16 protein-coding genes are annotated in these 24,256 nt (G+C 60.9%); 8 read left to right on the top strand and 8 right to left on the bottom strand.

Features of this window, described 5'->3' with window-relative positions:
- Both HF955_RS11855 and HF955_RS11850 read right to left on the bottom strand, forming a co-directional pair.
- Complete coding sequence (locus HF955_RS11855; protein ID WP_291075331.1) at positions 1–1,938, bottom strand: MacB family efflux pump subunit; 1,938 nt, start codon at positions 1,936–1,938, stop codon at positions 1–3.
- A 12-nt stretch (positions 1,939–1,950) separates the two neighbouring features.
- Positions 1,951–3,252, bottom strand: a complete 1,302-nt coding sequence (locus HF955_RS11850; protein ID WP_291075330.1) for an efflux RND transporter periplasmic adaptor subunit — start codon at positions 3,250–3,252, stop codon at positions 1,951–1,953.
- A gap of 400 nt (positions 3,253–3,652) precedes the next feature.
- Between HF955_RS11850 and HF955_RS11845 the strand changes: the two genes are divergently transcribed.
- Positions 3,653–7,087 carry an autotransporter outer membrane beta-barrel domain-containing protein gene (locus HF955_RS11845; protein ID WP_291075329.1) on the top strand — a complete coding sequence of 1,145 codons (3,435 nt, stop codon included), beginning with the start codon at positions 3,653–3,655 and terminating at the stop codon, positions 7,085–7,087.
- Between the two features lie 40 nt (positions 7,088–7,127).
- Positions 7,128–9,725: an outer membrane protein assembly factor BamA gene (gene bamA, locus HF955_RS11840; RefSeq protein WP_291075328.1), complete on the top strand. Its 2,598-nt coding sequence runs from the start codon at positions 7,128–7,130 to the stop codon at positions 9,723–9,725.
- Positions 9,726–9,728: 3 nt separating this feature from the next.
- Here the strand turns inward: bamA and HF955_RS11835 are convergent, their stop codons facing one another.
- Complete coding sequence (locus HF955_RS11835) at positions 9,729–11,144, bottom strand: HAMP domain-containing sensor histidine kinase (protein ID WP_291075327.1); 1,416 nt, start codon at positions 11,142–11,144, stop codon at positions 9,729–9,731.
- Positions 11,144–11,878, bottom strand: a complete 735-nt coding sequence (locus HF955_RS11830; RefSeq protein WP_291075326.1) for a response regulator — start codon at positions 11,876–11,878, stop codon at positions 11,144–11,146. Before HF955_RS11830 ends, HF955_RS11835 begins: the two co-directional genes overlap by 1 nt.
- Positions 11,879–12,554: 676 nt before the next feature.
- Here HF955_RS11830 and HF955_RS11825 point away from each other — a divergent pair.
- The gene (locus HF955_RS11825; protein WP_291075325.1) at positions 12,555–12,950 is read left to right on the top strand and encodes a hypothetical protein; all 396 of its coding nucleotides are present in this window, start codon (positions 12,555–12,557) and stop codon (positions 12,948–12,950) included.
- A complete protein-coding gene (locus tag HF955_RS11820; protein WP_291075324.1) occupies positions 12,947–13,639 on the top strand; it encodes a hypothetical protein in 693 nt (230 codons plus the stop codon). Before HF955_RS11825 ends, HF955_RS11820 begins: the two co-directional genes overlap by 4 nt.
- A 19-nt stretch (positions 13,640–13,658) precedes the next feature.
- Here HF955_RS11820 and HF955_RS11815 read toward each other — a convergent pair whose 3' ends face one another.
- Positions 13,659–14,273: a TetR/AcrR family transcriptional regulator gene (locus HF955_RS11815; protein WP_291075323.1), complete on the bottom strand. Its 615-nt coding sequence runs from the start codon at positions 14,271–14,273 to the stop codon at positions 13,659–13,661.
- Between the two features lie 117 nt (positions 14,274–14,390).
- Here HF955_RS11815 and HF955_RS11810 point away from each other — a divergent pair, with 117 nt between their 5' ends.
- The 4 genes from HF955_RS11810 (at position 14,391) to ald (ending at position 21,396) form a co-directional block, all read left to right on the top strand.
- Entirely contained in the window at positions 14,391–15,572 is a 1,182-nt protein-coding gene (locus HF955_RS11810; RefSeq protein WP_291075322.1) for an efflux RND transporter periplasmic adaptor subunit, read from the top strand.
- Positions 15,573–15,590: 18 nt separating this feature from the next.
- On the top strand, positions 15,591–18,728 hold the full coding sequence (locus HF955_RS11805) for an efflux RND transporter permease subunit (protein WP_291075321.1): 3,138 nt from the start codon (positions 15,591–15,593) through the stop codon (positions 18,726–18,728).
- A complete protein-coding gene (locus HF955_RS11800; RefSeq protein ID WP_291075320.1) occupies positions 18,725–20,134 on the top strand; it encodes an efflux transporter outer membrane subunit in 1,410 nt (469 codons plus the stop codon). The genes HF955_RS11805 and HF955_RS11800 overlap by 4 nt, the downstream gene beginning before the upstream one ends.
- Positions 20,135–20,280: 146 nt before the next feature.
- Positions 20,281–21,396 (top strand): alanine dehydrogenase, encoded by a 1,116-nt coding sequence (gene ald / locus HF955_RS11795; protein ID WP_291075319.1) that lies wholly within the window; start codon positions 20,281–20,283, stop codon positions 21,394–21,396.
- Here ald and HF955_RS11790 read toward each other — a convergent pair.
- From HF955_RS11790 to HF955_RS11780, 3 genes are read right to left on the bottom strand one after another with little or no spacing between them, the layout of a single operon-like run.
- Positions 21,393–22,205, bottom strand: a complete 813-nt coding sequence (locus tag HF955_RS11790) for an aminotransferase class IV (RefSeq protein ID WP_291075318.1) — start codon at positions 22,203–22,205, stop codon at positions 21,393–21,395. The two genes, ald and HF955_RS11790, sit on opposite strands and share 4 nt — an antisense overlap.
- Positions 22,202–22,786 (bottom strand): aminodeoxychorismate/anthranilate synthase component II, encoded by a 585-nt coding sequence (locus tag HF955_RS11785; RefSeq protein ID WP_291075317.1) that lies wholly within the window; start codon positions 22,784–22,786, stop codon positions 22,202–22,204. The genes HF955_RS11790 and HF955_RS11785 overlap by 4 nt, the downstream gene beginning before the upstream one ends.
- Positions 22,783–24,165, bottom strand: a complete 1,383-nt coding sequence (locus HF955_RS11780) for an anthranilate synthase component I family protein (RefSeq protein ID WP_291075316.1) — start codon at positions 24,163–24,165, stop codon at positions 22,783–22,785. The genes HF955_RS11785 and HF955_RS11780 overlap by 4 nt, the downstream gene beginning before the upstream one ends.
- Positions 24,166–24,256 lie beyond the last annotated feature (91 nt).

Raw genomic sequence — 24,256 nt, 5'->3', positions numbered from 1 at the left:
CTACTCCGCAGCGAGGGCCCGAACCGGATCGAGGCGCGACGCGTTGCGCGCCGGCAGGAAGCCAAACACAAATCCGGTCAGGAAGGCAGTTGAAAAGGCCAGGATGGCGGGCGTTGGCGTGATCGCAATGCTGGTTCCGAAATTGGCAAGTACCGCGCAGACGCCAAATCCGGTCAGGATACCAATGATCCCGCCAAGCGCGCACACGACCACAGCTTCGACGATGAACTGCACGAGAATGTCGGAACGCCGTGCGCCGGTGGCCATGCGCACGCCGATCTCCCGGGTGCGCTCCGATACGCTCACCAGCATGATGTTCATGACACCAATCCCACCAACCAGAAGGGAGATCGAGGCGACGGCGCCCAGCAGCATGGAGAAGGAATTCTGTGTCTCCTGAACAGATTCAAGGATGGAGGCCGTGTTCCGGATCCGGAAATCCTGTGTTCCGTGGCGCTGCAGGAGCAGGTCATTGGCCGCGTCTTCGGTCTCCGAAATGATCTCGGTATCCTCGACCGCAATCGTGATGCTGGACAGATAGGAACTCCCGAAGACCCGTATCATACCAGTCGTGATCGGGATCAGGGCAATGTCATCCTGGTCGCGGCCGAAGGAGCTTGCGCCCTCTTCCTCGAGAATGCCGGCCACTTCGAACGGCGCACCGGCAAGAAAGACATATTCGCCAACAGCCTCCGACAGATTGTCGAACAATTCACCGGCAGTCGTCGTGCCCAGAACCACAACGCCCACACGCCGGTCCACATCCTCTTCCGTGAAGAAAGAGCCATAGGCGAGCTGCCGCGTGTTCGCGAGCAGCCAGTCTTCCGACACGCCTTCGACGCTGCCACGATGATCGTCGCTGCCTCGCCGCAGCGTGGCCGAGCCCGACCGGGACGGCACAGCTGCAAGGACATTGTCCAGTTCATCCAGCCGCTCTGCGTCTTCCAGGGTCAGTGTGGCAATGGCATCCCCGCGCATGCGCGCGCCCCGATCCCCGCCTGGCTGGACGAACAGGAGGTTCGCTCCCATGTCCTCGAACCGGGCCATGACGTCCCGCTGACTTCCCTCGCCCACAGCCAGCATGGCCACCACGGCAGCCACCCCGATCACCACGCCCAGCAGCGTGAGTGCCGTGCGGAAGAGATTCGCCCGAAGTGAGCGAAAAGCGGTCTTGATGGATTCCGTTACCTGCAGAAGGAAAGACGGAGATGATTGCACCGGACGTGCCTCAAACTGCCGGTCTGTCTGCTCGGCGGTGCCGGTATCCGACACGATCAGGCCGTCACGGATCTCAATGGTCCGGTCTGCCCGCTCCGCCACATGCTGGTCGTGAGTGATGAGGATGACGGTGCGACCGGCGCGATGCAGCTCTTCGAGCAGTTCCAGCAATTCCTCACTGGTGCCTGAGTCGAGCGCGCCCGTAGGCTCGTCCGCCAGGATTACTTCGGCATCATTCATCAGGGCCCGGGCAACAGCGACGCGCTGCTGCTGTCCACCTGACAACTGGCCGGGCCGGCTTGCCTCGCGTCCTCCGAGGCCAAGCCGTTCCAACAGCTCCTGCGCCCGCTTGCGTCGCTCGGACTGGCGCACGCCGGCATAGACGGCCGGGATTTCGACATTCTCCGATGCGCTGACATTGGCCAGCAGGTTGTAGCGCTGGAACACGAATCCGAACGTCCGCCGGCGCAGGGCAGCCAGGGCGTCGGGGCCCATACCGGACACGTCCTGTCCGTGGATCCTGTACTCGCCTTCGGTCGGCCGATCCAGGCAACCAATGATGTTCATCAGCGTGGACTTGCCAGAGCCCGACTGACCTACAATCGCCACGAACTCTCCTTCGCGGATGGTCAGATCGACTCCCTTCAGTGCACGGACCTCTGCATCGCCGGCGCCATAGACGCGGGTGATGGCCTGCAGATGCAGCAATGGTTCACTCATGCCGTAAGTCTCCTAGGCCGGGGGTGGACCGAAGGGAGGACGACCGCCATTCTGCGCCCGATTGGAAGATTGTCGCGGCTTCAGCGTCACCTGCCCGGTGACCACTTCATCGCCTTCGGACAAGCCGAAAAGGATTTCCGCACTCGACCGGGTTTGCAGGCCGATGAGGACAGGTTGCGGAACGGCCTCCCCGGCCTCGTTCAGCTTCAGCACCATGCCCATTTCGGCATCCGGATACTGTTCACGCGCGGCTCGCAGGGCGTCTCCGCGTCCATTCGGACGCGCCCCCGGCGTCGCAGCGTCGCCGTTGGGTCGATTTGCCGGCCTGCCGGTCGCGGAGTCGGGTCTGGCCGGGCGGGATTGCAGGGCAGCGACCGGGACGATGATGGCGTCGTCGGCGCGCCCGAGCAGGAAGAAGACCTGGGCCGTCATGTCACTGCGCAGGATGCCGTCCGGGTTCGCGATATCCAGCAGGGCCTTGTAGAGCACAACATCATTGACGACTTCCGGGGTCGGGAGGATCTGGCGAACAGACGTTTCCCATTCCCGTTCGGAGTCGCCGAGCGTTGTGAACCAGGCCTCCTGCCCTTTATGGACCCTCAGAACGTCGGCTTCGGAGACGTCCGCCTCGACCGTCATCACGGTCAGATCGGCCAAGGTCATGATCAGCGGCGCTGTCTGGTTGGCATTCAGCGTTTGCCCTTCAGAGGCATCGAGCGAAACAACCGTGCCGGAAATTGGCGCATAAATCTTGGTGTATTCCAGATTGGCTTCGTCGGCCTTGAGGCTCGACGTCTGCTGCGCGATCTGTGCATTGATCGATTCCAGCTGGCCTTCCGCTATTTCCAGCTCGGCCTGTGCCGCTTCATAGTCTGCTTTCGCAATGGCATCCGCGTCCCACAACATGGCGGCGCGTTCAGCATCTGCGCGGGCAAGTTTCAGAGACGCCAGTTGCTGGCGTCTGGAGGCCTGAAGTGCGTCCAGCTGGGCGCGCTGCGCCTCAACCGTGTTCTCGGCAATCGTCGCATCGATCTGGGCGAGCAATTGTCCTTTCTCGACTTCGTCACCCGCTTCGACAAAGAGCTCCTGCAACTGCCCGGACACCTGTGCACCAACTTCCACCGTTTCCTTGGGCGTCAGTGTGCCGGCGGCAGAGATGGTCACTTCCAGATCACCCCGGCTTGCCGCGATGGTCTCGTAGGCAGGAGTCGACGAATTTGCGAGTCCGGTCCGGGTGAACCAGGCCGTAATGCCGATTGCGACCACACCGATGATGGCGATGACCCACCTGGATCGCTGTCCAAAAACGCTCATCTAGTCTCTCTTTCCAGCAGTTCTGGCTGTAACGGTTTCCTGTTCAAACGGACCGCGTGACGAAATCCGTCGCCGACACCCACATTTTCTTGCAGCGCCGCAATGTCTGGCCCCGTTCATCACAGGAGTGTTGCAGGAATATTGCGTAGAACAGTCGGAAGGTGGGGATTGCCTGTCTCGCGCCAACAAGTTTGTCAGCCTGACACACTTCCGCTGCCAACCGGCACATTCTGGCAAATTTCAGACAAGACGCTCCCGTAACGCAAGAGGGATGGCCGATGCGGAGCGCTCCAACATGAACGATTTTTCATTAAATAACAATACCGTAAGGGTTCGTCGGCGCGCCCCTGCTCCTGACAGGAAATTCAAGGTATCACGTGGGCTGATCATCGCCCTCGGCATGTCCACCGCATTGCCGGCCTGGGCCGTTGAAATCGATGAGAGCACGACCTCCCCCGTGGTGACCTCGACGGCAAATGAAGGACAGCCAGACGATGTCACGATCACCGAAGATGGCGAAATTGATCTGTCAGGTATTGAGGACAGCACAGCCGTCACTGTCGACTCCGACAATTCTGTCACCAATGAAGGCGACATTCTTGCCGAGGATACCGACAATGTGACCGCAATTTTGGTCATGACCAACACGGCCTCGACCATCACGCATGCTGGCACGATCAGCCTGGATGAGGATTATGACCGTGAGGACGAGGATGATGATGACGACCTCGACGGCCCTCTGGCGATCGGATCGAACCGGATCGGTATCGATGTACAAGCCGGCGGGACGCTGACCGGAGACATCATTCTCGATCACGGCTCCTCCCTGATCGTGGAAGGCAATGATTCCGCAGGTGTGATCGTCGGTTCAGCGCTGACCGGAGACTATGTCCAACAGGGGTCGATTTCCGTGCTGGGCGACAATGCGCGCGGGCTCGCGCTTGAAGAAGGCGTCGATGGCGATGTGCTGATCAGCGGCGCCATCACTGCGCAGGGCCAGAGCGCCTCCGCCGTGGAAATCGACGGCGACATTTCCGGGAACCTCACCATTGAGAGCTCCATCATCTCTACCGGTTTCACCAGCATGTCCGCCTCGAACTATCTGGCACCGATCTATGTCGACGAGGACACTGACCCGGTCGAGGAGCGCCGGGATGAGGATGACCTCTACGACAATCTCATGGGCGTCTCAATCACCGGAAGTCTCGGCAAGGGCCTTCTGATCAATGGGGCGGTCGATGATTTCACGTCTGAAGAGGACGAGGACGACGAGACCAAGGACACGGTGGATGATTTCGACGAAAATCGCGCATCGGGCCGCATCTACAGCTACGGATCGGCCCCCGCGCTGAGCATTGCCGCCGCATCCGGTCAGGATCTGGTCCTGTCCGGTGTAGAGGAAACCGTCCGGGATACGACGGATGATGACGAGGACGAGGATTATGACGAGATCCTCGCCACATTCTCCTTCGATCAAGGCCTTATCAATCGCGGAACAATTTATGCGAGCGGACTGAATATTGGTTTTGATGCCACTGCCCTGTCCATCACTGGCACGGATGACGGCACGGGCACGGTTTCGATTGATGGCGGGATACTGAATACGGGCGCAATCCAGGCGACCGCCTATGAAGCATCCGCCACCGCCCTGATCCTCGGCCCCTCCACATATATCGGTGCACTTGAGAACACGGGCTCCATCACCGCCACGACCTACACGCTGACAGATGATGCGGCCACGGCCATCAGCATCTCTGACGACAGCGTTCTGAACACGATCTTCAACAGCGGCTCAATCAGCGCATCGTCCAATGGGTATGGCGGGATCGCCACAGCAATTTCCGACCAGGGTGACACGCTCCGCGAAATCACAAACACTGGCACGATCTCTGCGCAGCTTCTGTCAGATGGCCGGGAAGACGAAGGCCTCGGATCGGCAGTGGCGCTGGACCTGTCGGCCAATATATCCGGCGTTACCTTCCTTCAATATGAAGAGACGCCTACGGAAGACATCACTGGAGATGACGAGATTGACGAGGACGATATTGCCGACCCGGTCCTCTATGGTGACGTTCTGTTCGGAAGGGGTGACGACGCCTTTCATCTGCTCGGCGGCAGTCTGGTCGGAGATGTGGACTTCGGATCGGGTGATGCGATCTACGAAGCGTCGGATACCTATGTCTATGGAAATACCAGCTTCACTGGCGATACGCTGACCTTCTCTGCAGAAGGAAGCGAGATCGAGGGAGACATCGATTTCGGCGCAGCCAGCGGAACGCTCGCCTTCCTGTCAGATACGCTGTTTACCGGTAACCTGACGAGCAGCGCCCACGCGCTCGACGCAACTGTCTCGGGCTCGGAACTTGTTCTCCTGGAAGACACAGCCCTTCAACTCGCCTCCCTGAGCGTGCTGAGCGGGTCCAGTCTCGATTTCGAAATTGACCCTCAGAATCTGCGGTCCTCGCCTTTCATATCGGTGTCCGGCACAGCTGCACTTGCCGGCGATACGGTCATCCGCCCGACCCTTACCTCGCTTGTGGATGGCGGATTCGGGGTCACCCTGATCGAGGCCGGCACCCTGTCTTATGATGAAGACACAACCGAATTGTCGACCGAAAACGTTCCGTGGATCTACAATGTCACGCTGTCCACCGAGACCGCCGAAACGGACCAGCTGAACCTTGATTTCAACCTGAAGACAACCGATGAACTCAATCTCGACACCAATCAGTCAGCAGCCTTTGCTTCCATCCTGAACGTTGCAGCCAGTGACGATGATGTCGGCTCTTCCATCACCCAGCTGACAACAGAACATGACTTCCTTCAGGCCTACAATTTGCTGCTGCCGCAACGCACCGATGCCGCAACGCGCTATCTCGCTTCGCAGGCAAACGCCTCGGTCGGGGCGCTTAGTGACCATCTGAAGTTCATTCGCAGCTCCAGTCATGCCGGGAACGGTGCCTGGATCCAGGAAACCTATTCGCATGTTGCCTATGATGGATCGGAAGATGGCCCCGGGTACAATGGTCGCGGTCTGGGCATAGCCCTCGGCTATGACTGGCGGGTGCTTGGCCTTGATGCCGTGGGCGTCATCGGGTCGATGACAGACGGCAAATTCGAAGAGGATACCGGGGGCCAAAACCCGGTCACGATGAAAAGCCTCGGCATCGGCCTCTATGCTTCGGATCAGGTCGGTCCGGTCAATCTCCAGGCGGTCGGACAGATCGCAAAGGTCGACCATGCCAGCTATCGCGAGATCGACTTTGCCGACTATTATTCGGAAGTCAGTGGCACCTGGACCGGCCAGACGGTGTCCGCCTCGCTGATCGCATCGACCGAATTCGGGACCCGTGCTTTCCGCATCACGCCTTCTGTTGGACTGGACTATTTCCAGCTGGACCAGGATGCCTATTCCGAGACCGCCTCCAATGGCCTGAATCTCCAGGTCAGCGATGCCACCACTGACCGGGTGACCGCAGATGCCGGACTGGGCTTTGCCTATGTCTGGCGCGGTGGTGCAGATTCGACCCGCACCGGTCCGGCCTATGCAAACTACAGTCAATCCAGCCTCGATGAACCCATGGTCCGGGCCGGGCTGGACATCAGGTACCGGACAACCCTGTCTTCTTCACCCTATGAAGTGCAGGCGGGGTTTGTTGGCTATGACGACACATTCACGCTGCGCGCCACCGAGACATTCGGGGACGCAGCCACTGTGGGCCTGTCCCTGCTGGCCGGGTCCAACTTGCTGAAAGTCAGGTTCGGTGTGGACGGCGAGTTTGCCAGCGACGCCACAGCCGTGTCGGCCAGCGCCGCCGTGAAGCTTCGCTTCTGACCTGTTTTCTCCTTTTCCTCATTTCTCCGGATGCCGCCTCATGAGCCATAAAGACCGCACTCTCGCCCTGTCCCTCCTGTTTTCGGCGATGGCCGGCACGCTCCAGCCCGTCGCTCAGGCTCAGGCCCCCGCCGCTGACCAGGCCGGCACGATTGAAACGATTGTCATCACCGGAAATGAACGCATCGAGGACCGGACCGTCCTGTCCTATCTTCTGGTCGAGCCGGGTGCGCCGTTCGACTCCCACAGGATTGACCTGTCTCTGAAATCCCTGTTCGCCACCGGCTTGTTTGCAGACGCAAGCTTTGATCGCGTCGGCAATCAGCTCGTGATCACCCTGGTCGAGAACCCCATCGTCAATCGCGTGATGATCGAGGGAAACAAGGCGATGGGCGAGGAAAAGATCCGGGAAGAAGTCCAGATCGCCCCGCGCGGCGTGTTCACGGCCGCGCGCATGCAGGCCGACGTCCAGCGGGTGATGGAGCTCTATCGTCAGTCCGGCCGGTTTGCCGCCAAGGTGACGCCGGAATATGTGCCGCTGGACCAGAACCGCGTGGATGTGATCTTCTCGATCACCGAAGGCCCGGTTTCCGGTGTCCGCGCGATCAACTTCATCGGAAATGAGGTGTATTCGGACGACCGCCTGCGAAAGGAGATCGTGACCCGCCAGTCACGCTGGTGGCAGTTCTTCTCGTCGAATGACAATTACGATCCCGGGCGGATGGAGTATGACCGGGACTTGCTGCGTCAGTTCTACCAGAACAAGGGCTATTATGATTTCCGGGTGGACTCGGCCGTCGCTGAACTGACGCCGGACCAGAAGGATTTCTATATCACCTACACGATTGATGAGGGCGAGATCTACCGGTTCGGAGACCTCAGTGTCGCGACCGAACTCGAAAAGCTGAACACGGACGCGCTCAAGAACGCGCTGGCCGCTCAACCTGGTGACCTGTTCCGGGGCGACACGATCGAAGAGTCGATCGATGCCCTGACCTATGTCGCCGGAATTGCCGGCTACGCCTTCATCGATGTCCGTCCCGAGATCGATGCCGATCCGGACACGAAGACGGTGAACGTCACCTTCCATGTCAATGAAGGCCCGCGCGTCTACATCAATCGCATCAACATCGTCGGCAATACCCAGACCCTGGACCGGGTCGTGCGGCGGGAGTTGCGGATCGCGGAAGGCGATGCCTTCAACCGCATCCTGCTCGACCGGTCACGCAATCGCGTGCGGGCGCTCGGCTACTTCAAGGATGTCGAACTGACGGAACTGCCGACCCCCGATGCCGATCAGGTGGACGTCAACATAGCCGTCACGGAGCAGCCGACCGGGGAAATGAGCTTTTCCGCCGGCTTCTCTTCAAGTGAATCCTTCCTGGTCGATGTCAGCGTCGCGCAACGCAACGTCCTCGGACGCGGCCAGTCTGCCTCCGCCCGGCTTTCCACGTCCAGCCTGCAGCAGATTCTCGACTTCCAGTATACCGAGCCCCGGTTCCTGGACCGCAACATGTCCGCTGGTATCGGCGCCTTCGCGACCCGGCTCGACTATTCCGACACGGACCTCGGCGGCTACACGACGGAATCGGTTGGCGTCAGCGCGCAGCTGGGATTCCCGCTGTCGGACCGGCTGCAGCTTGGCCTGAAATACACGCTCCAGAACGACCGGATCGATGTGGTGGACCAGGCTATCGTGATTGACGAGGACACCGGTGAGCGCATCACGACCGAGTACACGGTGGATGATGGCGGAACGCCGGGCGATACAAGTGATGACATTGTCGGCGTCGTGTATCTCACGGAAGACGATCTTCCCCTGCCCGATGGCTCCCTGATCGTGGATGTCTGTGACATCCGGTACCTGAACCGCTATTCCCTCTGTTCCAGCGAGCGGTCTGAAGTCTCCTCCATTGTCGGCTATAACCTCCTGCTCGACATGAAGAATGATCCGATCGAACCAACCGGCGGCTTCGACCTTCTGTTCGGTCAGGATGTTTCGGGCCTTGGCGGAGACGTCAATTTCATCCGCACGACCGGCACGATGAACCTCTACCAGGGCTTCACCCGGGACATTGTCGGCCAGCTGCGTCTGTCTGGTGGCTATATCGAACCCTATGGCACCAGCGATTCGGAATCCGAATACGGACAAACGACCCCGCAAGGCGTCCGCATCAACAATCGCTTCTTCAAGGGCGGGAACAGTTTCCGCGGCTTTGACACCGCTGGCCTCGGCCCCCGCATCGTCCAGGTCATCGAGAATGATGACGGCACGGAAACCGTGCGGCGTCTCAATGCACTTGGCGGCAACGCCTTCTATCAGGCCAGTTTCGACCTGTCGGTGCCGAACTATCTGCCTGAGCAGTATGGCATCAAGACCGGGCTCTTCCTAGAGGCTGGCGCCGTGGGCCTGCTCAGCGACATCGACAAGACCGACCCGATTGAATTCACCGACTCCCTTGGCCGGGACGCTGTCCAGCTGATTGAAGATGAGTTGTCCCTGAGGGCATCGACAGGACTCAGCATCTACTGGACATCCCCCTTCGGTCCGATCCGTTTCGACTTCAGCCATGTCCTCAAAAGCGAAGAATATGACCGGACGGAATCCTTCCGGTTCAGCACATCGACGCGATTCTAGACCTTATCTCGCGGCGGGCTTCAGCGGCAGGGATATCAGGACTTCCAATCCAGTCGATGCACCATTCTTCAGCGCGATCCCGCCGCTATGGGCTTCGATCAGGGTTTTCGCAATGTGGAGCCCGAGACCATGGCCGCCGGTTTCGCGATTGCGGGATTCCTCAAGGCGCACCAATGGCTCGAACACTCTGGCCTGGGCTTCTTCCGGAATACCGGGGCCTTCATCCCGAACCGTGATCACCGCCTTGCCTTGAGCCTGCGCCAGGCTCACCGTCGCACGGTCTCCATACCGAACAGCGTTCTCGATGATATTGCGCAAGGCACGCGTCAATTCATCAGAACGCCCCAACACGATTGGCCGCACATCAGTCTCATCGAACCTGACATCCTGCCCCAGATCCGTCAGATCCTCGACCAGGCTGTCAACCAGCGAATGTATGTCGAGCGGCTGGAATGGTTCGCTTGACTGTCCCGCCGTTGCCGCGCTGAGCGCCGCCTCGGTGATGCGTTCGAGTTCTGCCAGCGCCCGGCTCATGCGTTCCCGCTCTCCGGCATCGGCCAGCATCTCGACCTTCAGCTTCAGCGACGTGATGGGCGTGCGGAGGTCGTGCCCGATGGCGGCGAGCAATTGACGCTGGCCCGACACGACGGTTTCGAGGCGCTGCCCCATCCTGTTGAACGCGCGCAGGGCGTCCTTCACGTCAGACGGGCCCTCTTCGTGCAGGGGCGCGTGCTTGTAGTCGGCCGCCAGCGTATCCGCGGCACGCGCCATCTGGCGCAGCGGATTGATGGCATTGAGGGCCGCCCAGATTCCAATCCCCACCATCAGGCCGACCAGAACAATCATCGGCAACAGGCCCGGGCGCGGCTGGCTGGGCCGGATGTCCTCGGTCCGCAAATTCACCCAGCGGTCCTCGGCAATGGCAATGGAGACGGTCACGGATTGCGGCGGCTTAAAGCCCGGACGGCCACCTTTGCCGCGACCGCCGGGTGGCCCAGCCAAGTCCGTCCCCGGCCAGAGGTCTCCCGGCACGGGACGCCGCCCACCCATCTCGTCGTCCACTTTGTCATCACGGCCATTCAGAGACAGCCTGACCGGCGTCGATGCGGGCAGATCGAGCCGGTCCAGCAATCGATCTCCGATCGGCCCGGCACCAGAGGCAGCCAGCGCATTCGGAGATATCGCATATTCCGCCACCTTCAGACGCTTGCGGTCTTCCGATGACAGTGTGTCGGGCCAATCCATCGACTTGGCTTCCAGCAAGGCTGTGAGGGCGACGCTGATCGCACTGCGCGGCTCGTCATTCTGCGCCGACATCTGGAACTGGACGATGAAATAGACCAGCACGAAGGTCGACAGGACCGCTGCAGCCACCAGGATGACAATCCGGGTCAGGAGGGTATCAAACCATTTCAACATCAGAGTTTCTTGACGTCCGCCGCGAACACATATCCGCCGCCCCAGACGGTCTGGATGATTTCCGGGTTCTTCGGATCCCGCTCGATCTTCTTGCGAAACCGGCTCACCTGGCTATCGACACTTCGATCAAACACATCTGCGCCTTCGGCATGGGACAGTTCAACAATACGTTCACGGGACAGCACGATCTGCGGACGGGCGATGAATATGGTCAACAACTGGAACTCGCCGGAGCTCAATGAAACGACGACTCCGTCATCGCGCGTCATTGTGCGTTTCGCGGTGTCCAGCGTCCAGCGGTCGAACTCGAAGTAACGCGTCTTTTCGGGCGTCATCTGCCGGTCATGCCCGTTGGTTCGGCGAAGGACGGACCGGATCCGGGCCAGCAATTCCCTCGGATTGAATGGCTTGCAGACATAGTCATCCGCGCCAACCTCCAGACCGACAATCCGGTCGATCTCATCAGTTCTCGCACTGATGAAAACAATCGGAATGGTTGTCAGGCGCACAATGGACCGGCACAGGCTGACACCATCCTCTCCCGGCATCATCACGTCCAGCAGGATCAGGTCAGGCTCCTCAGTGTGAATGGCGCGTCGGGCGGCAGCGGCATTTTCTGCGGTGGACACCCGAAAACCATTGTCGCCGAGATAGGATTTCAGATCCTCCCGGATATCCCGGTCATCATCGATGACCAGTATGTGTTCCTGTGATGCATTCACCATCTCAGGCATCGCCGCCTCTCCTTGGTCTCAGGTGCCCATGTGAGCATTACAAATAGGATAAACTTGTTGCCCAGATTTGTCGCGACTGTGGCTCACAACCGATTTTACAGTTGAATTCACATCAAATTCCCTGAGACAGCCCGTCACGAAATTCCAAATTCTTTCAAACCTGTAATGCCATGTTGCAGGGTGACACAAATTGACACCTTTTTTCTGCAGGACGGCAAATCCTCCCAACATCCCTCCGGCATCTTCCAGACATCGACGAAGGCAAGCAACCCGCCTGACCTGACCACTCAAACGGAAGATCACCGTGCAGAAAAAAGCCTCCTCCCCCATTTCCGGAATCAAGGCTCGCGGTCGCATTACCCGTCGACCGAACCAGAATATCGCATTGGCGTGGACAGTCCCCGTCCGCTCTCTTCAACTTGAACCTCCCTTAGGATGCAAGAACCAGTGCGATAAGAGGGAGGCGTCGTCCCCCCACGTCTCACCCCCAGACGCCTCCCTCACCCCTTTCCGCCAGCCGGCAAACCCAGCGCCGACATACCGGCGATCTGCCACCGTCCTGGCACTGGCCGCCATCATGGTTTCAGCTTGCGCCTCTTCCCCGTCCCGTCCGGGCAAGCCCCCATCCCGCGGCACGGATCGACCCGCCCGCACGCAAGCCCTGTCGGCGCCGCCGGTGGCACTTCTGTTCGCGGGCATGGATGGCAACCATGATCACATCCTGTCACGCGCTGAGCTTGATATCGGAATCACGGACGAGTGGCGCAGGCTTGCAGAGACCGACGGCGCACCTGTTACGGTTATTCGCATGTCGGCATGGTCCGAAGAGGTTTTGGGCAGCCCGAGCGCCCTGCCGACTCCGGTCGCCTTCGACAGCAATCTGGATGGTACGATTACGGAGATCGAGTTTCGTCGCCGCCTGACCGACACGTTCGACACAATCGACAGGGATCAGGATGATCGTGTCACGCGTGCCGAACTACTTGCCGCCCCAATGCCCGACATGACCCGCGCCGCACCGGATTCCGGCCGCGGCAATCGGGGCGGTCCACCGCCACGCGGGCGGCAATGATGAACACGGGACGGTTTGCGCTCACTCGTGCTGACGCCTTGCCCAGCGCGGCGAACGCGCCGCACCCCTTCCCACATGACCGGGTCCTGCAGCCCGGCCCCGGGCTTGCGCGCCTATGGGAAGGCGCAGGCCTGACCCGATCCGATATCACGACAGGCTTCAACAATGTGTCCGGCGCAGCCCATGGCGTACCGATGGACCTGCATCTTTCGTTTCATGACATTCACCATCCCGGTCGCGCCATGGCCGGACGTGCCATCTATGTCTGGCATGCTGATGCTGCGGGACAATACTCCGTATTCAATCTGCCCCACCGCAACTATCTGCGCGGCGTCGGCATCACTGACGGCCAGGGCCGGGTGCGGTTCCGGACGATCTATCCCGGCACGTATCGCGGGCGGCCCCCGCACATACATTTCGAAGTCTATCGCAACCTCGATGCCTTGCGTTGTGGTGCAGCGCGGCGGTTCCGCTCCAGCATGCTGTTTCCCGATCCTGTCTCGCGCGCGATCTATGCCAGCCATGCCGCCTATTGCGACAGCCGTGCAGCCTATGACGCCCTCAGGTTCGAACTGCCCGTAACAGACCCCGAAAATGATGCGCGGGCCGTGCGCCTGGCTACTGTCACAGCCGCAGGCCGCGATCGCCTGCGCGCAAGGCTTCAGGTATTCATGGATGATGCGCCGTGATATCGGTGGGGAGTGGCGCCTACTCCATGTCGACACCGCAGTCTTCATCGCTGAGCATGCTGCTGATGATCGGCTTCATCAGGTCAAGGAACTGGGCCCGCTCTTGTTCGGGATGCCGAAGCGACCTTGCCGGAATGCCCGAGAAGAAGGTGAACAGCATTTCTGTGCGCAACATGGGAGACGGGATTCCGGCCCGCTCCAGAACCTTGCAGAACTCGGTGCGGATATTCTGGTCGAACCTGTGGAGAATGCTGGCCACGGACGGATTGCGCTGGGCCTCCGCCAGGATTTCGAAGTTCAACACGGTCCGGAAAGGGTCCTGGTGCTTGGTGATCGTTTCCAGAACCATCGGGATGAGTTGATCACGGATCTCGGTGTCATCCAGCGCCTGGAAATCTGCAAGCCGTTCCTGCTGACGGGTCAATTCACGCTCCACCACGGCCTCGACCAGCATGTCCTTGGAACTGAAATAATGATACAGATGGCCCACGCTGATGCCGCATTCCTTGGCAATTCCGGAAATGCCCGCGCCGTGGAAGCCCTTTTCCACGAAATGCAGTTCTGCGCAGTCCAGGATTTCGGAGAGCCGACTCTCCCGTTTGGCGGCGACTTTCGAAATTTGAATATCAGTCATGCAGAAATGTACCCGAATTGTGCCCAGTCGGCTTCTTGACTTGCTGCAGTGCAGCACTAGATAGAGCGTTCATTCTAGAATTTAGGTCAGAGCACTCCCGCTCGTCAAGGAATCCACATGAAACATATAAGAAAAAGCCTGTCGGCTGCAGCCTTGTCGGCCACAATGCTGGCAGCTGCCTGTGGAAATGATGCTCCCGCGGAAAGCGCGGCGGTGCCTCCGGCCCCGCAGGTGCAGACGGTCACGGCCGAACTGACGACTGTCCCGAACGAGGTCGAACTGCCCGGACGCGTGCGCGCCTTTGCCGAGGCGGAAATACGCCCCCAGGTGACGGGTATCATCAAGGAGCGGCTGTTCAAGGAAGGCGACCTCGTCGCGAAGGGACAGGCGCTCTACCAGATCGACGCCGCAGAATATGCCGCGGATGTGCGCAGCGCGGAAGCCGCGCTGTCGCGGGCTCAGGCCTCCCATAAGGTGGCGCAGGAAACGGCGGGCCGGTTCGCGGAACTTGCAAAAATCAACGCCGTCAGCCAGCAGGAATATGATCAGGCCGTCGCCTCTGCACAGGAAGCCGAAGCCGACATCGCCCTGCAACGCGCTGCGCTGGATCGCGCCCGCATCGACCTCGCACGCACCCGCATCTCGTCGCCCATCGACGGCCGCATCGGTCGCTCGTCCGTGACGCAGGGGGCACTCGTGACCCAGAACCAGACCGAGGCGCTCGCGCGCGTGCTCCAGATCGATCCGGTTTATGTCGACCTCAACGTGTCCAGCAATCGCGTTCTGACCATTCGTCGGCAGATCGATACAGGCGAGGTTGCCTCCGGAGCATTGGAGACAACCCCGGTCTCGATCATTCTCAGCGACGGATCGACCTATCCGCTACAGGGCGAACTGGAATTCAGCGAAGTGAATGTGGACGAAAGCGCTGGCACGGTCGCCGTTCGCGCCATTCTTCCCAATCCCGACGGACTGATCCTGCCGGGCATGTTCGTGCGCGCAAAATTCATCGCCGGCATGTTCGAGGATGTGATCACGCTGCCGCAATCGGTTGTGTCACGTACACCGACCGGACAGGCTTCCGTGATGGTGCTGACGGATGACAACACTGTCGAACAACGCCTGATCGAAGTGGAAGAGTATGACGGCAAATCCTGGATCGTGCTGGAGGGACTCTCGGAGGGAGACCTGATCGTGACGTCGAACCTGCAATCGATCCGGCCCGGCATGCGCGTCGATCCGATTACCGAAACACCCCAGATGTCCGCTTCGCGTACCCCGCAAAGCGAACTGAACTAAGCTTCCCGGATTAATCCCATGGCCAAATTCTTCATTGATCGCCCAGTCTTCGCCTGGGTGATTGCGATCATCATCATGCTGGCGGGCGGCATGGCACTCCGCGTGTTGCCGGTTGCCCAGTATCCGGACATCGCGCCCACAACGGTCACGGTTGCCGCCACCTATCCGGGCGCGTCTGCGGAGGCTGTGGAGAACGCGGTGACGCAGGTCATCGAGCAGCAACTGACCGGACTGGACGGGCTCGACTACATCTCCTCCAGTTCCAATTCCAACGGCACGGCTTCCATCACGCTCTCCTTCGAACCTGGAACCGATCCCGACATTGCGCAGGTCCAGACGCAGAACAAGATCTCCCTTGCCACGCCCCTGCTGCCCGAACAGGTCCAGCGCCAGGGTGTCTCCGTCAGCAAGGCCGCAGGGGGATTCCTTCTGGTGACGGCCGTCTACTCACCGAACGGCACCTATAACCAGACCGACCTCGGCGATTATGTCCGCTCGAACATCTATGACACGGTCAGCCGGCTCGAAGGGGTCGGCAGCGTGCAGGTGTTCGGGTCGCAATACGCCATGCGCGTCTGGCTGGAACCGGAAAAACTGAACCAGTATGGACTGACACCTTCTGACATCGTTCAGGCCATACAGGCACAGAACGCGCAGATCGCCTCCGGCGCGCTGGGCGGCGCCCCGTCCGTGCCGGGCCAGGAAATCAACGTCACCGTGACGCTGCAATCCCTGCTCACGACGCCTGAAGAGTTCCGCAACCTCCTGATCCGGACGACGTCCGCAGGCGGGTCTGTGCGCCTCGAGGATGTGGCACGTGTCGAACTCGGTGCGCAGGACTATTCCTTCATCTCGCGCTTCAATGGCTACCCGTCGACCGGGTTCGCCGTGTCGCTGGCGACCGGGGCGAATGCGCTCGATACTGCCGAACGGGTCAAGGAAGCCATCGGCCACCTCGCCGAGGATTTCCCGGAAGATATCGAATACCAGTTCCCGGTCGATGCCACACCGTTCATCGAAACCTCCATTCACGAGGTCCAGAAGACCCTGTACGAGGCGATTGCCCTCGTCTTCATCGTGATCCTCGTCTTCCTGCAAAGCTTCCGGGCATCCCTTGTCCCGATCATTGCGGTTCCCGTTGTCCTGCTCGGCACATTCGCGGTGCTGCTTCTGTTCGGCATGTCCATCAACACGCTCACCATGTTCGCCATGGTCCTGGCCATTGGCCTGCTGGTGGATGATGCGATCGTCGTCGTGGAGAATGTCGAACGTGTCATGCACGAGGACGGCCTGTCCCCCTATGACGCAACCGTGAAGTCGATGCGCCAGATTACCGGTGCACTGGTCGGAATCGCCGTCGTCCTGTCTGCCGTGTTCGTGCCAATGGCGTTCTTCCCCGGGTCGGCCGGCGTGATCTATCGCCAGTTCTCCGTGACGATCGTCTCCGCCATGGCCTTGTCGGTGGTGGTCGCCATTGTCCTGTCCCCGGCCCTGTGCGCCTCACTTCTCAAGCCATCGAGCGGCAACCGGAAGTCCTGGCTCATGGCGCCGGCCAATGCCTTCAATGCCGGCTTTGACCGCCTGACCAGTGCCTATGAGGCCACCGTCTCGCGCATCGTCCGCAGACGCGCCATCATGCTGGCCGTGTTCGCTGTGATGATTGCCATCACCGGCCTGCTCTATATCCGACTTCCGTCGGCCTTCCTTCCGGATGAGGACCAGGGCACCCTGATGACCATTGTCCAGCTTCCCGAAAGCGCGACACTGGAACGGACCGCTGACGTGCTGGACGACGTGCGCGAATATTACTCCGCAAATGAGTCCCACAATATCAAGGGCCTGTTCACCATTGCCGGGTTCAGCGTTGTCGGTACCGGCCAGAACAATGGCATCGCCTTCGCCGCCATGAATGATTGGGAAGAGCGCCCGGGCCCCGAGAATTCGGTTCAGGCGATTGCCGGTCGGGCCTTTGGAGGCCTGTCACAGATCGACGAAGCCCGCATCTTCCCGATCGTGCCGCCGCCGATCCGCGAAATGGGCAACTCCAACGGGTTCGACCTGTTCATCAAGAACACCGGAAACCTGTCACATGAGGAGTTCCTGAACGCCCGCAACCAGTTGCTCGGCATGGCAGGCCAGGATGCCCGTCTGATGGGCGTGCGCCCGAACAGCAGCGATGACGGCCCGCAATTCAACATGCACCTGGACTATCAGAAATCGCAGGCGCTTGGCGTTTCCGTGTCCGATGCAACCAGCCTGCTCTCCATCGCCTTTGGCGGAACCTATGTGAACGATTTCATCGACCGGGGACGCATCAAGCGCGTCTATGTCCAGGGTGATGCCGATGACCGCATGCAGCCGGAAGACATTTCCGCCTGGTTCGCCCGCAGCGCGACAGGTGAAATGGTGCCGCTCGACGAAATCGTCTCGGGTGACTGGAGCTATGGGTCGCCGCAGCTGCAACGTTTCAACGGCGTGTCCGCCATGAACATCCAGGGCTCCACCGCCCCCGGCCAGAGCTCGGGCGATGCGATGCAGATCATGGGGGATCTTGTGGAGCAGCTACCCGGCAACATCACCTATGAATGGAGTGGCCTCAGCCGTCAGGAACAACAGACGGGCAATCAGGCAACCATGCTCTATGTGCTGTCGCTCCTGTTCGTCTTCCTGTGCCTGGCAGCACTGTATGAAAGCTGGACCATTCCGGTCTCCGTGCTTCTGGTCGCGCCCCTCGGCGTGACCGGCGCGGTCGCCGCAGCCAACCTGTTCGGCTTGGCCAATGACGTCTTCTTCCAGGTCGGGCTCCTGATGACGGTGGGACTTGCGTCCAAGAACGCCATCCTGATTGTCGAGTTCGCCCGTACGCTGGAAGACAGCGGCAAGGATGTGATCGCCGCAACAATCGAGGCGGTGCGGCTGCGCATCCGCCCGGTGCTGATGACGTCTCTGGCATTCGGCTTCGGCGTCCTGCCGCTCGCGCTCAGTTCGGGTGCCGGATCGGAAAGTCGCAATGCGATGGGCTGGATCATGGTGGGCGGCGTGATCGCGGCCATGACGTTCAGCCTGTTGTTTGCCCCCCTGTTCTACGTTCTGGTTCGCCAGATCACCCTTCGCCTTCGAGGCCCCCGCAAAGCCGTTTCAGGAGATGCCGCATGAGCCGCCAGAATTTCCTCGCCGCCCCCCTCAGCGCCCTTGTCCTGACCGGCTGTGTCAATCTGGCGCCGGACTATGAACGACCGGTCTCCCCAGTCCCGATGGACTTGCCCGTGAGCGATGTGAACGCTGCAACCAATGCCCCTCTCGGATGGCAGGATGTGATTGAATCGGATGATCTGAAGACCCTGATCACCCTTGCGCTCGACCAGAACCGGGACTTGCGCTCGGTCGCGGCAACCGTCGCTGTCGCGCGGGCCAATCTTGTCACTTCGCGCGCCGGTCTCTGGCCGGTGATCTCCGGGTCTGCCAGCGCGCAGGCGGGTGACACGTTCCGGACTGATGACACTTATGGGTCCTCCTTCTCTGACAGCACGTCCGCCCAGCTTGGCGTGTCTGCCTGGGAACTGGATTTCTTTGGCCGTGTACGGAACACGAATGAAGCTGCCCTGCAGACCTATCTGGCCAGCGCCGAGGGGGAGCGTGCCGCGAAGATTTCACTCGTTGCCTCGGTGGCCGAAACCTGGCTTCAGCTGGCAGCCGACCAGGAATTGCTGAAACTCGCCCGTCAGACTGCCACCAGCCAGAAGGAAAGCCTTGAGCTGACCCAGGCCCTGTTCGATGCCGGTACTGCCAGCGAGATCGATCTGCGCCGCGCCTCTGCCTCGGTTGCGCAGGCGCAGGCTCAGGCCGCCGAGTTCGAGGCAACCGTGCGGCGCGATCTGAACACCTTGCGCTATCTGGTCGGCGCAGATCTTCCGGCCGGAATCACGGCAGATGTCGGTCTCGCCCCGTCACCGGTCCGGCTTGACCTGCCGGTCGGCCAGTCTTCGGCCGTATTGCTGATGCGTCCGGACGTCATCCAGACCGAGCGAACCCTGATGGCCGCGAATGCCAATATTGGCGCTGCGCGTGCTGCCTATTTCCCGAATGTGTCCCTGAGTGGTGGGGCCGGCCTTGTCGGCGGCGGACTGTCGGATCTGTTTGACGGGGATTATGCAACCGGCTGGACATTCACGCCGAGCGTACAGGTGCCGATCTTCGATTTCGGCTCCCGGCGGGGCAATCTGGACGCGGCCCGCGCGAGCGCCGATGCGGCACTTGCGACCTATGAAAGCACAATCCAGCAGGCCTTTCGGGAAGTCGCCAACGCGCTTGCCGTGTCCGACACGATCACGGACCGTCTCAGCGCTCTGGAACAGCTGTCGGAAGACACAGGCGTCACGCTGAACCTGTCACAGGAGCGCTTCAAATCCGGCCTCGATGACTATCTCACCGTGCTTGATGCCCAGCGGGAAAGCTATGATGCCCAGCAACAGCTGATCCTCGCAAGACTGGATCACGGCCTCAATAGCCTGGCCCTTTACCGTGCGCTTGCCGTCTGGAATGATCCTGCGGACGAAAGCTAGTCCGGCAGCGGCGCACCGGAATATGAAACAGAATTCTCCATTTTGATTGTATGTTGGAATAAACATACAATACCTCTGGACATGCGGGCATATTTTATACGATATCGGCGAGAATTCAGGCCATCTCACCCTCCGGGAGGACAAGCATGCAGATCGGTGTACCAAAAGAGATCAAGAATAACGAATTCCGGGTGGGACTGACACCGGAAAGCGTCAGCGAGTTCGTCAATCGGGGGCACAAGGTCCTGGTCGAGACACAGGCCGGGATGGGCATCGGCGCCACCGATGACGCCTATCGCGCCGTGGGAGCCGACATTGCCGACAGCGCGGCAGACGTGTTTGCGACGTGCGAGATGATCATCAAGGTGAAAGAGCCCCTCGCCCCGGAACGGGCACAGCTCCGTCCCGGCCAGATCCTGTTTACCTATCTGCATCTCGCGCCCGATCCGGAACAGACGCGCGATCTGATGGCCTCGGGCGCCACCTGCATTGCCTATGAAACCGTTACGGACCGGAGCGGCGGCCTGCCCCTGCTGAAACCCATGAGCCAGGTTGCCGGGCGACTGGCCGTGCAGGCGGGCGCTTCGGCGCTCGAAAAGGCCAAGGGAGGCCGCGGCGTACTGATTGGCGGCGTGCCCGGGGTGCGGGCAAGCCGAGTTGTTGTCATCGGCGGCGGCGTGGTCGGCTTCAACGCAGCCCAGATGGCCGTTGGAATGCATGCCGATGTCACCATTCTGGACCGCAGCCCGGCCGTTCTGGAGAAACTGGCGACCCATTTCGAGGCCAGTGCCAACACGGTCTACTCGACCCGCGCGACTCTCGAACAGGAAATCGCTCATGCCGACCTCGTGATTGGCGCCGTACTCGTGCCGGGATCGGCCGCACCCAAACTGGTTACCAAGGACATGCTGTCGATCATGCAGCCCGGCGCCGTAATGGTCGATGTTGCAATCGATCAGGGCGGCTGTTTCGAGACATCCCGTCCGACCACGCACGATGCCCCCACCTATGTTGTGGATGACATCGTTCATTACTGCGTGGCCAACATGCCGGGCGCAGTCGCCCGCACCTCCACATATGCCCTGAACAATGCGACGTTGCCCCATGCATTGCACATAGCCGACCGTGGCTGGAAAGCGGCGCTCAATGCCGATCCGCACCTGGCCGCCGGCCTCAATGTCTGGAATGGCAAGGTCACTTGCGAAGCCGTGGCCGAAAGCCTCGGCCTGGACCTGACGCCCCTCGCCGACGCACTCGCCTAGCGCGACAGCAACTGGCGTCTCAATCCGTCCAGCCCGGCCGGCAGGTCTGGCCCGAAGCTGGTTGCTCCAAACGCGGCAACGGGCTGGAACAGGCGCAAACTGTTGGTCAGGAATACGCGCTCGGCTGATCGCAGGTCCGCCCGAGTGACGCGGCGCTCCGACAGGGCCCACCCGCCGAGCTGGCCATGGGACAGCAACCAGTTCCGCATCACGCCCGGCAAGGCGCCGTCGCTCACCGGCGGAGTGATGATGTCCGTGCCGGTCTGCACGAACACATTCGCAACGGATGCACAGGACAGGTGGCCGTCCGGCGTGAAGAAGAACACGTCATCAAACCCTGCGGCCTCAGCGTCCCGAAGCGCAACCACATTGTCCGTATAGGACAGGGTCTTGTAACGTGCCGTCACCGAAGTGGGATTGCGCAGGATCTCGCTTTCCATGACACGCGCCGGCTCTGGCGGCGTGCTGGCATCATAAGGCGTGACGGCAGCCAGTAGCGTCGGCGCCACATCGCCCTGCCCGGTCAGACCGCGAGCGCCCGCACCGCGCGTCACGGTAATTCTCAGCGCGCCGGACCGGACACCTGTGACGGCCTCACGCATCACCCGCGCAAGCGCGGTCCGCTCGACGGGGATTTGCAGAGCCTGCGCCGCATCCATCAGCCGGTTGAGGTGCGCCGCTTCGAGCACCACGCCGCCGTCGATCACCAGAGAGGTGTCGAAAATCCCGTCCGCCAGAAGAAGACCACGGTCCCTGAGATCGAATGCAGCTGAATGCTCCGGCGCCGCAGAGGCTTGAGACAGAATCATATGGCCCTCCAGTCCCTCGCAATCCGGACGAAATTACCAATCAATTCCTGCCCGTATTCGGTCAGGATCGATTCCGGGTGGAACTGAACGCCAAATAGAGGGTGCATGCGGTGCGACAGCGCCATGATTTCTCCTTCTCCGGACACGGCATCGACCTGCAGCATGTCCGGCAGGTCATCAAAGGTTGCGATGAGCGAATTGTACAGTCCCACATCGAACTGGGCCGGAAGGCCGTCGAAGACTGCCCCGCTGGATACCGACAAGCGCGTCGTGCGCCCATGCCTCGGAAAGGCCGAGCGCACGATGTGCCCGCCGAAGGCCTGCGCCATGACCTGATGGCCGAGACAGACCCCGAGAATCGGCAGCCTTCCGGTGAATTGCCGCACGGCCTCGAGACAGATACCGGCCTCGTTGGGCGTGCAGGGCCCGGGCGACAGGACCAGGGCTTCAGGTGCCATGTCGGCAATTTCCCGAAGGCTGATCCGGTCACTGTCCACGACAGAGACGTCCGCGCCGGCGCAGGTCAGATACCGGGCAAGATTGAAGACAAAGCTGTCCCGGTTGTTGAGCACAAGGATCATCCGCGCCGCTCCGCCTTTTCGAGGCCGGGTGCAATGCGCTCCGCCTTCAGTTCGGATTCGGAAAGTTCGTCTGCCGGGTCGGACATCAGCGTAATGCCGCCGCCCGCCATGACAACACTTTCTTCCGGCAAATGGTCTATCGTCCGTATAAGGATATTGAAGTCCAGGGCGCCGTCGAAACCAACATAGCCGACCGCACCGCAATAGGCGCCGCGCGGACGCAATTCCATCTCATCGATGATTTCCATCGCCCGCAGTTTTGGCGCCCCCGTGATGGAGCCGCCAGGAAAGACCGCTGCGAACAGGTCCACCCCGTCCCGGTCATCCGACAGCTGCCCCTCAATGGTCGAGACAAGGTGATGCAGATTGGAGAATGTCTCCAGCCGGCACAGGGAGGTTACCTTTACCGAATCCGGACGGCACACCATCGACAAGTCATTGCGCAGCAAATCCGTGATCATGATGTTCTCCGCACGGTCCTTTTCGGACGCCTCCAGCGCCTGCCGGGCGCGCAAGTCCTCCTCTTCATCGGGGAGCCGCCGCGCCGTGCCCTTGATCGGCTCGGCGATGACCCGGCCTTCTGCATCCGCCGAGATCAACCGTTCGGGTGAGGCACTCGCCAGGCAGCGGCCCGCAAAGTGACCGAAGACGGCAAAGGGGGCGGGCGTGCGTTGGCGCAGGTCGAGATAGTTTGCGAACGCGTCGGTGACGTCACAGGCCTGCGCCCCCCAATTCTGGGCGATATTCGCCTGATAGATGTCCCCGTCCAGAATCCAGGACCGGGTCCGCTCCACGGACGCGGCATAGTCGATGGCCACCGGCGGACGCGTCCAGTGAAGTGCAGGCGGGGATACATTCCCGTCCGGGCCTGTTTCAAGCCGGGCCAGTATGGCTGTGATCCTGGCATCTGCCAGATCATCCGCCTCCGCTGCCTCGGCACATGCGAGCCCCAGGGACATCACCCAGGTCTTTCCGCCGGACAGGTCAAAGGCCAGCACCGTGTCATACAGGCTGAACTCCGCCAGATCGGATCGCGGCGCATGACGGGACCGGAACCGGTCCAAAAACAGCGGCGCGGCATCATAGGCGACATACCCCGCCACCCCGCCCTGAAAGGGCGGTCCCCCGGGGATGCGGGTACGCTGGCGGCCCCTTATCCACGTCCGGATGTCGGCAGCGCGGCGCTGGAAGGCATCATCTTCTCCGGACAGGTCGCTGCCGGGCACAGTCAGCGTCGCGACCGGCTGCAGGCAGAGATACGACCATCGGGCCGCCGGATGGCGCTCATCGGCGCTGTCCAGCCAAAGCATACCCCGATCCTGGCAGAACTGTCGGGCAGCCCGGACCGGGTCACAGGTGTCGAGGATGACGTAACGCATTCAGGCCTTGTCGGAAAATCGGCAACTCTTGGCTAGAGCATTAGAGCGGACGGCACAAAAGACACGCCCGGATCGCAGTATCTCCGCGCGC

The organism is Hyphomonas sp. (assembly GCF_017792385.1).
Classification (GTDB): Bacteria; Pseudomonadota; Alphaproteobacteria; order Caulobacterales; family Hyphomonadaceae; genus Hyphomonas.
Note: the sequence above shows the minus strand (reverse complement) of the source record. Positions and strands in the feature narration are given on the sequence as shown.